General features: G+C 45.8%; 14 protein-coding genes. 2 read left to right on the top strand and 12 right to left on the bottom strand.

Annotated features, from left to right (window positions below):
* Positions 1-10: 10 nt before the first annotated feature.
* Positions 11-949 (bottom strand): beta-ketoacyl-ACP synthase III, encoded by a 939-nt coding sequence (fabH, locus tag M0696_RS06245; RefSeq protein ID WP_222142593.1) that lies wholly within the window; start codon positions 947-949, stop codon positions 11-13.
* A gap of 165 nt (positions 950-1,114) precedes the next feature.
* Here fabH and yjzB point away from each other — a divergent pair, with 165 nt between their 5' ends.
* Positions 1,115-1,342: a spore coat protein YjzB gene (yjzB, locus tag M0696_RS06240; RefSeq protein ID WP_222142933.1), complete on the top strand. Its 228-nt coding sequence runs from the start codon at positions 1,115-1,117 to the stop codon at positions 1,340-1,342.
* Positions 1,343-1,371: 29 nt separating this feature from the next.
* On the opposite strand, the gene comZ is transcribed toward yjzB, so the two are convergent.
* The 4 genes from comZ to M0696_RS06220 form a co-directional block, all read right to left on the bottom strand.
* A complete protein-coding gene (gene comZ / locus M0696_RS06235) occupies positions 1,372-1,563 on the bottom strand; it encodes a ComZ family protein (protein WP_222142592.1) in 192 nt (63 codons plus the stop codon).
* Positions 1,564-1,577: 14 nt separating this feature from the next.
* A complete protein-coding gene (gene med / locus M0696_RS06230; protein ID WP_222142591.1) occupies positions 1,578-2,531 on the bottom strand; it encodes a transcriptional regulator Med in 954 nt (317 codons plus the stop codon).
* A gap of 90 nt (positions 2,532-2,621) precedes the next feature.
* Positions 2,622-3,179 (bottom strand): hypothetical protein, encoded by a 558-nt coding sequence (locus tag M0696_RS06225; RefSeq protein WP_166853641.1) that lies wholly within the window; start codon positions 3,177-3,179, stop codon positions 2,622-2,624.
* Between the two features lie 81 nt (positions 3,180-3,260).
* A complete protein-coding gene (locus M0696_RS06220) occupies positions 3,261-3,995 on the bottom strand; it encodes a hypothetical protein (RefSeq protein WP_248602604.1) in 735 nt (244 codons plus the stop codon).
* Positions 3,996-4,245: 250 nt separating this feature from the next.
* Here M0696_RS06220 and M0696_RS06215 point away from each other — a divergent pair, with 250 nt between their 5' ends.
* Entirely contained in the window at positions 4,246-4,431 is a 186-nt protein-coding gene (locus tag M0696_RS06215) for a YjzD family protein (protein ID WP_003224551.1), read from the top strand.
* Positions 4,432-4,475: 44 nt separating this feature from the next.
* On the opposite strand, the gene M0696_RS06210 is transcribed toward M0696_RS06215, so the two are convergent.
* From M0696_RS06210 to argJ, 7 genes are all read right to left on the bottom strand, one after another.
* On the bottom strand, positions 4,476-4,655 hold the full coding sequence (locus M0696_RS06210) for a YjzC family protein (RefSeq protein WP_003224549.1): 180 nt from the start codon (positions 4,653-4,655) through the stop codon (positions 4,476-4,478).
* Positions 4,656-4,755: 100 nt separating this feature from the next.
* Positions 4,756-5,700, bottom strand: coding sequence for an ornithine carbamoyltransferase (gene argF, locus M0696_RS06205; protein ID WP_166853643.1), 945 nt, complete (start codon positions 5,698-5,700; stop codon positions 4,756-4,758).
* Positions 5,688-8,780 carry a carbamoyl-phosphate synthase (glutamine-hydrolyzing) large subunit gene (carB, locus tag M0696_RS06200; RefSeq protein WP_222142589.1) on the bottom strand — a complete coding sequence of 1,031 codons (3,093 nt, stop codon included), beginning with the start codon at positions 8,778-8,780 and terminating at the stop codon, positions 5,688-5,690. The genes argF and carB overlap by 13 nt, the downstream gene beginning before the upstream one ends.
* Positions 8,773-9,834, bottom strand: a complete 1,062-nt coding sequence (locus tag M0696_RS06195) for a carbamoyl phosphate synthase small subunit (protein WP_222142588.1) — start codon at positions 9,832-9,834, stop codon at positions 8,773-8,775. Before M0696_RS06195 ends, carB begins: the two co-directional genes overlap by 8 nt.
* 70 nt (positions 9,835-9,904) lie before the next feature.
* Positions 9,905-11,062 carry an acetylornithine transaminase gene (gene argD / locus M0696_RS06190; RefSeq protein WP_222142587.1) on the bottom strand — a complete coding sequence of 386 codons (1,158 nt, stop codon included), beginning with the start codon at positions 11,060-11,062 and terminating at the stop codon, positions 9,905-9,907.
* Positions 11,059-11,835, bottom strand: a complete 777-nt coding sequence (argB, locus tag M0696_RS06185; RefSeq protein WP_166853647.1) for an acetylglutamate kinase — start codon at positions 11,833-11,835, stop codon at positions 11,059-11,061. The genes argD and argB overlap by 4 nt, the downstream gene beginning before the upstream one ends.
* Positions 11,836-11,849: 14 nt before the next feature.
* Entirely contained in the window at positions 11,850-13,070 is a 1,221-nt protein-coding gene (gene argJ, locus M0696_RS06180; RefSeq protein ID WP_248602603.1) for a bifunctional ornithine acetyltransferase/N-acetylglutamate synthase, read from the bottom strand.
* Between the last annotated feature and the right edge of the window lie 19 nt (positions 13,071-13,089).

The raw sequence follows: 13,089 nt of genomic DNA, 5'->3' as shown, positions 1-13,089 counted from the left end.
TCACCTTTTTTTATCGGCCCCAGCGTATTGCAATGGCGCCCCAAGTTAATCCTCCGCCGAATCCTACCATGACGACCACATCGCCATCTTTGATTTTACCGGCTTCCAATTCTTCTACGAGAGAAATCGGAATGGATGCGGCAGAAGTATTTCCATATTTATGAACGGTTTTAGACATCTTTTCGACAGGAAGCTCCAAACGCTCACGTGCAGCTTCCATGATGCGGATGTTCGCCTGATGCGGAATCAAAAAGTCGACATCTTCTTTTGAGAGTCCGGCTTTTTCGATGACATTGACACATGATTCTCCCATTTGGCGAACTGCAAATTTAAAAACTTCTCGTCCATTCATGATTGTATGTCGTTTTTCATTGAGATACAAGTGCTGACCGCCTGTGCCGTCCGCTCCAAGTTCAAATGAAAGGATCCCTCTGTCACCACTGACTGGTCCGACTACCGCAGCGCCAGCTCCATCACCAAACAGAACGGCTGTGTTGCGGTCTTCCCAGTCTGTAATGCTTGAGAGCTTTTCTACACCGACAACAAGAACATGTTTGAACGTTCCGGATTCAATAAATTGTTTACCGGTGACAACCCCGTACATAAAGCCCGCACAAGCCGCGCTGATATCCATAGCGCACGCTTTCTTCGCGCCGAGCTGTTCTTGAATCATACAAGAAACCGTAGGAAATGACTGATCAGGTGTAACAGTTGCAACCAGAATCATATCCAGGTCCTCAGCAGCCACCTCAGCTTGTTCAAGCGCTTGTTTTGCAGCTGCAACAGCCATATGTGATGAAAAGACGTCGTCTGCGGCGATTCTTCTTTCTTCTATTCCTGTTCTAGTACGAATCCACTCATCAGAAGTTTCAACCATTTTTTCAAGATCATGATTTGTTAAAACCTTCTCAGGGATATAACGTCCAACTCCAAGTATTCCAGCTTTCATAAGGGAAGACTCCTTTATATAGTTAATTTAGAAGATCAATCAGGTTGTGATCAATTATTAGTATCAGGTACTAATTCTATCCTATTTTTTTTCACATGGCAATATATTCGTCTAAACTATCAGTTCATCTTACTCATACAGTATGGTATATGGAAAAGGAGGCGTATACAGGTGGATATATTTTCAAAGATGATGTTCGGCGATAACGCAAAGCAAAACACAGAGAAGGAAGAAGTGGAAGAGGAGGTTTCCCGGACAAACGAAGAAGAGACGATTGATTACATGTATATTATGAACCAAATCGGTTCGATTATGAACTCTCTCGATCAAATCAAGCCCGCTCTCAAGGAGCTCGCGCCTATGGTTTCCGCTATTAAAAAGAAAATCAAGTGAAAAGCCACTTTCGAAAAAGTGGCTTCTTTTTATTCGGTTTCAGATTTCGCGTCAGACTTGCCAAGCTCATAAGCTTCAGCCATTACCGTTGTAAATAGATCCATAAACGGCTGTATGGCCTCCATTGACAGCTCAATGCCTGATTTTTCAAGCTGTTCTTTCGCTTCAGGCAGATATTTCATGGCAATTTGCAAGAACTCAAGTGATTTTTCGTGCTGCATGTGACGTCACTCCATTACTCGTTTTTTGGCAGTTCGCCTGTTTTGTTGTACGTTTTGATCAGCTTGGCGATTCTTTGCTGAAAGTCTTTATCGACAAGCGGGCTGAATGTTCCCATGTCAACAACCCCCGTTTTCAGATCGTAGTAATGATCGCCGCCTTCAAGGGTGCCTTTGTTGAATTGCTCAGCAATGATTTCATAGGCCTTGTCCACATTTTGCACCGTGCTGGTTAATACGGTATTTTCGCCCAGATCCGACTGATCTGTGACATAGCCGATGGCATAAAGGCCATCTTTTTTGATTTGCTGAATGACAGGAACATTATACCCGTCCCCGGCGGGATACACAACATCCGCGCCTTCGTTCTTCATTTTCTGATAAAGCTTTACTGCTGTCGTATCATCATCCCAATGATCCGTATATTTTGTGTTTACTTCTATATCCGGATTTTCATATTTGGCTCCTTTGATAAAACCGTCAACCTCCGGCTGCCACGTAAAGGAAGCAATCACGCCGACCTGATTCGTTTTCGACATATGGGCAGCTGTCATTCCCCCAAAAAAGCCCATTGCTTCGCCGCTGAAATGGACACTTGTTACATTATCAGCTTTCGCTTTCGCATTAGAAATGACGAATTCCATATCTGGATAATCTTCGCTGACCAAGTTAAACACCTCTGCATATTCACTCCCATGGCCATAGAGAAGATTAACGCCCCGCTTATGAAAATCTTCAATCGCATTTATAATATCTTCATCTGTTTTAACGCCTTCTTTATAGTAAACGTCCACATTGTATTTTGATTGTATATTCAGTAATCCTTTATACCCTTTTGTGCCCCATACGAGGTCATTAATCGTATCAGGAAAGAGCATGCCGACCTTCTCAATTTTTCCTTTAAACGGAGTTTGTCCACAACCGCTTAATAAAAGGAGGACAGAAAAGATCATGACAAGCCTTGTGATCAAGTCATGTTCAACTCCTTTTGACAAGCTATAACATGTATCATTTATATACGTTTATTGTATCTAGAAAACTCGAAACATGGAAGGTATTTCTTAATATTTGTCGAAAATTGATGAAAATTGTCTTTTCCACTCGGAAATTTTTGCTTTTGCTTCTTCTTTTGAGGTTTTTTCTGTGACTTGCAAATCAAAAAACTGATTTTTGCTATCTCGGCTTGGTTCTAGCAAGAATCCCAGAAGCTCATCAGCCACATCGTCTGTATAATAGCCGTCTTCCTCGGTTTCTTCTTTCCAGGGCCCATACATTTTCGGCAGGATCACCGTTTTTTCTGCCCCCGTCTTTTCACGTTTTTCCCATTCGTTTCGGTCTTGTTCATATACTAATATATAGGGAGAATCAAATTGGTCTAAAGGCAAAACGCTGCCGAACTGGATACAAATTGTATCATATTTTTGATCTTCAATGTGTTCAAGCTGGCGAAAGAGTCCATTTCTCCCAAGCCACATGAGTCTTTCTTCTAAGTACATTTGTCTCATTTCATCTTCTGTTTCCGCCAGAATGACATCCACATGTATGCCTTCATCCATCATTCGCTCGCATAATGAAAGGCCGAAAAATTCGTCCGCACCTACAATCAGCGTTGATTCCATTGCATCTGCCGCCCTTCCGGTTTTTCATTTCCCAAAGCAAAACAGCCTCCGCAAAAGAGAAGGCTGTTGTTATTGTATTCTTTATAACTCTTTTTCATGACTGTGAAAGAATTTGCAGATTGATGCATAAATTCTGCTTGGATGCTCAAATAAGTGAAATGTCATATCGACCGGTGAACCTTGCTTTTGCTGTTTTTCCTTGAATACTTCGGCATGTACGCTATACGGATATGGAGCTCCGGTCATACGCTGCCATATATGAACCGGCACGCCGCTCGGATAGCTTTCAATTGTTTTGTAACGGAGCACTTCCGCTTCTTTTTCAGAAATTCCGTAGCTTTCCGATACTTCTTTTAAAAATTGCTTATAGAAAAATTTATTTTCTTTCTCCGATTCATAATGTGCCTGAAGATCGAGACAAGGATTCAACATTGCGGCTGAGCGGATATGATCCGGGGAAAAACGAAGCAGTTCATCGGCCACGAGAGCACCCATTCCTTCTGCTAAAATATGAATCTTCGGATTGAGGATTTCCTGCTTCAGCACGGAATGTATCAGCTGTTTGGCATAGGTTACCGCTTTTTCCGCACCCCAATGCCTTCCGAACAGATTGCTGTTAAAAAGGGTATATCCTTCATTCCTCAGCATGTTCAAAAGCTGATTTCTGCCGTAATGCTGAAGCCAAAAGCTTGAATCTTTCCCGACAAAGTGGGTTCTGTCCCCCAAGATAAAGATGCCGAAGCCGTTCGGGCGATAGGGCAGATGAATGACATTATGCTCCGTTCCCAATCGAAAGTACCTTTCCGTTATTCCCATCGCTTGCCCGCCTCCTTTCACACTTCATCTCACGCTATCTTATGTAAAAAGAAAAGAAACGAATAAGGTAAAGTCCTAGCCTTTTACAGTTTTGGCTAATATACTGATTGACGTTTTTTATATTTTACCATTAAAGTGTGACGAATCAGACTCTTTTGTTACCTCACTTTCTGCTAAAATTGGATTCCCCCTTCGCTTTTTGTATGGTATGATAACTTTTAGAATAGAATGAGAAGGACGAGGTGGAAACGTGCGATATATTATTGCCTTTATTTGGACGTTCCTTTTATCACATATGGCATGCTACTTGATTGCCAGCATGAACAGCGCTGCGTATAATTTCAAAACATCATCTGTTATTGCTGTTGTACTGTATGTCTTAATCATGGTTTTAGCCGAAATCATGCCTATGAACAAAAATGCAAGCCAGCATTAAAAGCCAAAAACCCAAAACATTTATTGTTTTGGGTTTTTTCTTGATCACGGCTTTCTTTTATAGGTCCACAGCCGATTATGATTTGATGTTTCGGGGAACATTTCCCCTGCTGACAGATGGATTTTTTGAGGGTTTTTAACCATGCTTCCCGTCTCGCCAATTTCTACGTAGACACCGTTATTAGGCGCTTTCTGCCCGGGCCGGAATTGATGCTGCTGTCCCATAGTTTTTCCTCCTTTTCCTTTTTGCTGTAGTATGTGCCTAAGCGGCTGTGAATATGTTGCGATCAAAAAAACTGCTGAGTCTCACTCAGCAGTTTTTTGATTATTCCCCTTTGTATAAAATGGCCTTCAGCAGTGCTTTTTGCACATGGAGACGGTTTTCAGCCTGCTGGAATACGGCAGAATTCGGACCGTCAATAATCTCCGCAGTCACTTCTTCCTCACGGTGTGCAGGGAGGCAATGTAAAAATGTATAGTCGGGTTTGGCATGGCTGACCAGTGCCGCATTCACCTGATAAGGCGCAAAGATAGCAAGACGCTCTTGCTCTTCAGCTTCCTGCCCCATGCTTGTAAACACATCAGAATAAATCACGTCCGCATCTTTTACAGCTTCAATCGGATCAGCTGTGAGCGTGATAGAAGCGCCCGATTGAAGTGCAGCTGTTTTCGCCGCTTCAACTGCTTCATCTAACACTTCGTAGCCCTTTGGCGAAGCGATCGAGATATCGCAGCCCATTTTGGCGCAGCCAATCATTAATGAGTGCGCCACGTTATTTCCATCACCGATGTACGCGACTTTCACGCCTTTAAGCTTCCCTTTCTTTTCCTTAATCGTCAAGAGATCTGCCAGCGCCTGGCACGGATGGTATTTATCCGTAAGCCCGTTGATGACCGGAATGTCAGCTTCTTTGGCAAGCTCCTCCACCTTTTCATGTTCAAAGGTCCGAATCATGATGGCATCCACATAGCCTGACAGCACTCTAGCCGTATCAGCAACAGTCTCACCGCGCCCCAGCTGCAGATCTTTCTGGCTTAAGAAGAGGGCGCTCCCGCCCAGCTGCGCCATGCCGGCTTCAAATGAAACACGGGTCCGTGTTGATGATTTCTCAAAAATCATCGCCAAGGTTTTGCCTTGAAAAATAGGCTGGATTTTGTTTTGTTTCAGCTCACCGGCTTCAGCAAGCAAGGCATTTATATCCTGTTCACTAAGATCCTTTAACGTTAATAAATCTTTTCCGTATAAACTGGTTTGCGTCACTGTGTGCATGATGCCACTTCCTTTTTATAGAGATCTTTGAGAGATACGGGCTGCGGATGGCCTGAAGCGCTTTGTAAAAACGCACGCACGGTTTCTTCTTCTGTAAAGACGGGGATGCCATGCGTCATGGCTTCCAAACGTTCTTTGCGTGCTTCTTCAGAGCCGCTCAAATTGATGTGGAGCGCTTTTCCTTCCTGTTCCATCCATGAGGCAAATGTCCCTTCATGAACGGTAAAACCGGCTTTATCCGCTAACTCCTTCACATCTTCCGGGCCGTTTTGCAAATAAATGCTTCCTTTTTGATTCCAGACACGTGTATAAATTTTTTTAAAGGCGCTGTCGGCATCGTATGCAACACACATGCCTTCTCCCGTTGATTTCATCTCCGGCCCAAGCTTGACATCCACATCTTGAATCGCATGAGAAGAAAAAACAGGGAACTTCACGGCAACCCCATGATGATTTTGTACTGCAGGGTTTACATCTTTTAAAGATGCCCCTGCCAGCAGACGTGTGGCGAGCGGGATCATAGGAACACCCATTACTTTGCTGACAACAGGAACCGTGCGGCTCGCTCTTGGGTTCACTTCAAGAACGAGAATATTTCCATTGTCGATCACAAATTGAATGTTCATGATGCCTTTAAATGAAAGCTTTTGGGCAATTTTTTGTGCGGCATCTTTTATGCCCTGCTGCAGCCCGCTTGTGATGGACGGTCCCGGAAGGATGGCAAAGCTGTCTCCCGAATGGACACCTGCCCGTTCAATATGCTCGGTATATGTCGGGATAAAGACATCTTCACCGTCGGAAATCAAATCAATTTCGACTTCCTTTCCTGACACGTACTGATCAATTAAAATCGGGTACGGCATGCTGTCCTCACCGTTCAGCAGCTGAGAAAGCTGGGCTTGCGAATCAACAATGATCATGCCCATTCCGCCGATGACATAAGATGGGCGGATTAGCACCGGATAGCCGATCTCATCAGCTTTTGCAGCGGCCTCTTCTTTTGTATATGCGATTTCTCCTTTCGCGTGGTTCAATCCAAGCTCATCAAGAAGCTGATAGAATTGATCCCGATCCTCTAACACGTCGAGCGTTTTAAACGACGTGCCGAGCAGGGTAATGCCGGCTTTTTCAAGTGCTTCAGCAGCATTGATCGCGGTTTGGCCGCCGAATTGCACGATTGCAAAATCAATGTTTTCCTGCTCCGCCACGTTTAAAATGTGCTCCGTTGTCATCGGTTCAAAATACAGGCGATCTGCAATTTCATAATCGGTGCTGACCGTTTCCGGATTATTGTTGATCATGATGGTTTCAAACCCAAGCTCTTGCAGTGTCAGCACGCCATGAACAGCACTGTAATCAAATTCAACGCCTTGCCCGATCCGAATCGGGCCTGATCCGATAATCAGCGCGCGTTTTTTCTCTTTGCGGCTGATATCCCCATCGGTCTCTCCGAAATATGTGGAGTAGAAATAGTTTGTTTTCGCATCGAACTCAGCCGCGCACGTATCTACAATTTTGAAGGAAGGCGTAATGCCCATTTCCTTGCGAAGCGAACGCACTTCGTCTTCTGTTTTGCCGATCAGAGAGGCAATCGTTGCGTCTGAAAATCCCTTTTCTTTTGCTTTTTTCAATAATTCAAAAGAGAGATCATTGCTCTCTTCCATCATCCGGTTTTCCAGTTTGATGATGTTGTGAAAGGCATGAAGGAAAAACGGATCAATTTTTGTTTTCGCATGAATGTCATCAATTGTCACACTGCGGCTCAACAGCTCCATGACAACGAAAAATCTGCGGTCGTCCGGAGTGACTGCCAACTCCCAAAGCGCTTCAATCGACAAACCGCTGAGCTCTGGAAGGTGTGTACCGACATTTTTCAGCTCAAGGGATGCTGCCGCTTTTTGTATCGCCGCTTCTAAATTCCGTTCAATCGCCATTACTTCACCGGTGGCTTTCATTTTTGTGCCAAGCTTGCGGTCTGCGTTTTTGAATTTATCAAACGGCCAGCGCGGAAATTTGACGATCACATAGTCCAACGCAGGTTCAAAACTTGCGTAAGTAGAGCCTGTGAGCGGATTTTTCAGCTCATCAAGGGTATATCCGACTGCCAGTTTTGCAGCCATCTTCGCAATCGGATAACCGGTTGCTTTAGATGCGAGAGCAGATGACCGGCTTACACGCGGATTGACTTCAATGACGTAATATTGCTTGCTAAATGGATCAAGCGCGAATTGAATGTTACAGCCGCCTACGACATCAAGTGCTGAGATGATCGTCAGGCTTGCCGTCCGCAGCATTTGATAGTCTTCATCCGTCAATGTTTGTGACGGCGCCACAACGATGGAGTCACCTGTATGCACACCGACCGGATCGATGTTTTCCATGTTGCACACGGTAATGCATGTGTTATTGCTGTCACGCATAACTTCGTATTCGATTTCTTTAAAGCCGGCAATGCTTTTTTCCACAAGGCATTGATTGATCGGGCTTGCTAGTAGCGCCTGCTTGATCATGGCTGTAAACGCTTCTTTATCTGGAGCGATTCCTCCGCCCTTTCCGCCTAATGTGTAAGCAGGTCTGATAATGACAGGAAAACCGATGGATTCCGCAAAACGGAGGGCGTCGGCCTCGTTATCAACAATTTCGCTCTCCGGCACGGGCTGGTTCAATTCGTTCATTAACGAACGGAATTTTTCCCGGTCTTCACCTTTTTGTATCGTTTCAACGGATGTGCCGAGCAGTTTGACGCCATGCTCTTTTAAAACACCCGTTTCTTCAAGCTCCACCGCTAAATTCAACGCGGTCTGCCCGCCTAAATTGGCAAGAAGCCCATCAGGCTGTTCTTTCTTAATGATGGCTGTCAGACTTTCTGCTGTCAGCGGCTCAAAATAAATTTCATCAGCGAAGGCTTCATCGGTCATAATTGTCGCCGGATTGTTGTTGACGAGAATCACACGATAGCCTTCCTCCTTCAACGCGATGCACCCTTGAGTGCCTGAATAATCAAATTCCGCTGCCTGCCCGATGATGATCGGGCCTGAGCCGATTACTAATATGCTTGAAATACTGGTGTCTTTAGGCATGCGCGATTTCTCTCCTTGCTGGTATCACATTCTTTAAATAATCATCAAAAATCCATTCGCTTTCCGCCGGTCCAGGATGGGCTTCCGGGTGGAATTGAACACTCATGACAGGCAGTTTTTTATGGGAAAGCCCTTCAACTGACGTATCATTGACATGTTGAAACCTGATTGTGAGCTCTTCTTCATTTATGGACTGTTCATCAACCACATAGCTGTGATTTTGGCTTGTCATGAAGACACGTTTCGTTTCACGGTCGATGACCGGATGATTTGCGCCTCTGTGTCCGAATGGCAGCTTGAATGTATTCCCTCCGAAGGCGAGCGCGATCAGCTGATGGCCGAGACAGATGCCGAGAGTCGGATAACGGCTGACGATGGTTTTGATCTTTCCTAAATACGGCTGAATGGCTTTCGGGTCTCCAGGTCCGTTCGATAACACAATGCCGTCAGGCTTTATGTCGTATACAGCTTCCAATTGCTGATACGGCACCACAGTGACCTTGCAGCCTCGTTTGACAAGTGATGACGCGATGGACTTTTTATAGCCGAAATCGATGAGGGCGATATGTTTATGTCCGTCGCCGAATGTGCTGATTTCCTGTGCGGAAGCCTGTTCTGCCACGTTCTCAGGCTGAAGGGCGATCTCAGCTGCTTCTTTAGAGGCTGTGACAGTTGCACCCATTGTTCCGTTTGAACGGATTTTTTTCACGACAGCCCTCGTATCAACATGGGTCAATAGCGGAATGTTCCATTTCTGCAAATACTCTTTGAGGCTGTATACCGCTTCATGATGAGAAAAATGGTCACACGCCTCGTAGACAACCGCAGCTTTCACTTGCGGTTTCTTGCTTTCAAAATCCTTTTCATTAATGCCGTAGTTGCCAATCAGCGGGTAGGTAAATACGATAATCTGTCCTTTATATGATGGATCTGTCAGCACTTCCTGGTAGCCTGTCATTCCTGTAAAAAAAACAGCTTCTCCCGTACAGTTTTCATGACCGTCCAGCTCGCCGCTGAACGATGTTCCATCTTCTAACACTAAATAACCTTCCATCTAACAGCCCACCTCTTGATGAATAATTAATTATAAAAATGAATTTTTATACCCTTATATCGAAAAAAAATTACTGGTTTACAGCGGAATGATGAGCGATTGCCTGTTTCAGCTTGCTAACAGCTTCAGCTATTTCAGCCTTTGTCACTGTGAGCGGCGGCAGCAGCCGTATGACGTTCGGGCCGGCCGGCAAAACAAGCAAGCCTAATGTCTGCAATTCAGTAATGATGTCAGCAACAGGGCCATCACACTCAATTCCAAGCATTAATCCTTTACCGCGGATTTGTTTGACAAACGGGCTCTTTAGCTCAGCCTTGAGCAGTTCTTTTAAAAATGCCCCTTTGTCAGCAGCCTCTTGCAGGAAGTCAGGCTGGAATACAATTTGCAATGTGGCATTTACAGCAGCCATCGCCAGCATATTTCCTCCGAAAGTTGTTCCGTGAGAACCAGGGGTAAACGCTTCTCCAAGCTGTTTTTTGCCGATGACAGCACCGACTGGAAAGCCGTTTCCCAATCCTTTTGCGATTGTGATGATATCCGGCGAGAGCCCGAAGTGCTCGTATGCGAAGCCCTTTCCCGTCCGTCCGATGCCGGTCTGGATTTCATCAACGATCAGAAGGGCTTGCTTTTCATTACAAAACGACTGTACGGCTGTTAAAAATTCTGCGTTAGCCGGATTGACTCCGCCTTCTCCCTGCACTGTCTCAAGCATCACCGCGGCTATGCCGTCTTCCTCTCCGAGAGCCTCAAAAGCGGAAGGATCGTTGTATGGCAGGTAGTGAAAGCCTTCCAGCATCGGGCCGAATCCTGTTTTGATTTTATCCTGTCCGGTCGCAGCCATCCCTGCATACGTGCGGCCATGGAACGACTGAAGGAAAGTGATGATTTTCGTTTTTCCAGTTGCTTTTCGGGCGAGCTTTATCGCGCCTTCATTCGCTTCCGCACCGCTGTTGCAGAAAAAGACGAGATCTCCTGCACTGTGCGCTGCCAGCTTTTGTGCCGCTTGCTCCTGGAGACTGTTTTGAAATAGGTTGGATACGTGCCATACGCTGTCGAGCTGTGTTTTGACTGCTTCTGTAACTGTTTCATGGCAGTGGCCTAGATTAGATACCGCAATCCCTTGGATGAAATCAAGGTAGGTTTTGCCGTTTTGATCCTCAACGTACGTTCCCTTTGCTTTTTTGATGTCAATATCCCAGCGTCCGTAGGTTTGAAACAAGCTGCTCATGAAACAGCCTCCTTTGCTTTAACAATTTTTGTTCCTTGAAAGGTTTGTTCTGCGAAGAATGATCCTTTACCGTTTACGATCATGACTTCAGACACCTGATCTGATAAAGCTGACAAGGCTGAATTCACCTTCGGAATCATTCCCCCTGTGATCACTTCCTGTTTGATCAGCATTTGTACCTCCTCAGGGGTCAGAACGTCGAGACGCTGCTTTTCTTTCATGATCCCATCGACATCAGTGACGAACATCAGCTTATCAGCTTCAAGCGCTCCGGCGACTGCGGAAGCAGCCAGATCGGCATTCACATTCAGCGTCTTGCAGTCACTCGTCATAGACAGGGGTGCAATAACAGGAATGATTCCCTTTTCCATCAGCGCGTTCACCATCGATACATCGACCTTTTTAATTTCGCCGACTTCCCCGTATGTTTCCGGATCAAGATAATCCGCCTCCAAAAGTCCGCCGTCTTTTCCAGAGATGCCTGCGGCTCGCAGTCCGTGTTTGGCAAGCTCGGCAACGAAAAATTTATTAACAGAGCCGGATAAAACCATTTCAGCCACTTCCAGCACCGGCTTCGTTGTTTTCCGCTGTCCTCCCGAAAACTCTGTTTTGATATTTAACCGTTTCAGCATATTTGTGATTTCCGGGCCGCCGCCGTGAACGATCGCCAGATTCCATCCTGACGCCATCAATTCTTTCAGGTTATGAAAAAATTCCACCGACAGCTCACGGATGACACTTCCCCCGCATTTAAAAACGATTGTTTTCTTCATTGTGCTCCCCTTTATTACGTGCGATAGCTCGCGTTAATTTTGATATAGTCATAGGTCAAGTCACAGCCCCACGCTCTTCCGTTCCCGTCACCTTCGTCCATCTTGATGACAATGGTGATTTCATCTCCTTCAAGGTATTCCTTGGCGAGAGATTCAGAGAATGGCTGAGGTTCGTTATGTTTAAACAGGCATTGGCCTCCAAGATATACCTCTACTTCTTCTGCCGTCACCTGAGCTGCGCTGTGCCCGATGGCGCCGATGATGCGCCCCCAGTTGGCATCTGTTCCGTAGACCGCCGTTTTCACGAGACTTGAGCCGACAATTTTTTTGGCAATCACGTTTGCGTCAAGATTGTTTTTCGCCCCCTGTACTTGGGCTTCGATTAGTTTTGTCGCGCCTTCTCCGTCTCTGGCAATCTCTTTAGCCAAATCCTCGCAAGTAAGCAAGAGTGCTTTTTTAAAGATCGGCCATTCTGGATGATCTTCCGTCAGGCACTCGTTTTCCGCGCAGCCGTTTGCCATGACCAAGACCATATCGTTCGTGGATGTTTCACCGTCAACTGTGATTTGGTTAAATGAAACGTCAGTGATTTCGCGAAGCGCTTTTTGCAGCGCTTTTTCTTCGATTGCTGCATCAGTTGTGACAAACCCCAGCATCGTGGCCATGTTCGGATGAATCATTCCCGAACCTTTAGCTGCCCCGCCGATCGTGACTGTTTTGCCGCCGATCGTCAGCTCATAGCACGTCTGCTTGATCACTGTATCGGTTGTTAATATCGCTTCCTCAAAATCTCCTGATCCCGCAGGTGTTTGTTTCAGCAGCTCGATGCCTGCCTGGATTTTTTCCATGTCTAAATGTTCGCCGATGACGCCCGTTGATGAAACAGCAACAAGCTCCGGCTCAATGCCAAGCTGTGAAGCAAGGCTCTCCCGCATTGCATATGCGTCCTTTATACCCTGTTCTCCCGTGCAGGCATTGGCAATGGCGCTGTTGACGATGACGGCTTTCAATGCTGCCCCATGCTTTAAGCTGTCTTGTGTGACTTTAATCGGAGCGGCCTGAAAGTGGCTTTGGGTATAAACCGCTGCACTTACGGCCGGTGTCTCGCTGATAATAACGCCGAGGTCTTTTTTTGAGTAGCGCAGGCCGCAATGCACGCCCTTTGCCTGAAACCCTTTTGGCGAGGATACATCACCTGTTACTTTTACAATTTGATCTTCACTTAACTGAATCATGGTTCGATTCTCTCCCGTT

Origin of the sequence: Bacillus rugosus, from assembly GCF_023238245.1 — a bacterium.
In the GTDB taxonomy this organism is placed as follows: Bacteria; Bacillota; Bacilli; order Bacillales; family Bacillaceae; genus Bacillus; species Bacillus rugosus.
The sequence above is the reverse complement of the archived record's forward strand: the minus strand, read 5'-3'. Positions and strand labels throughout refer to the sequence as shown.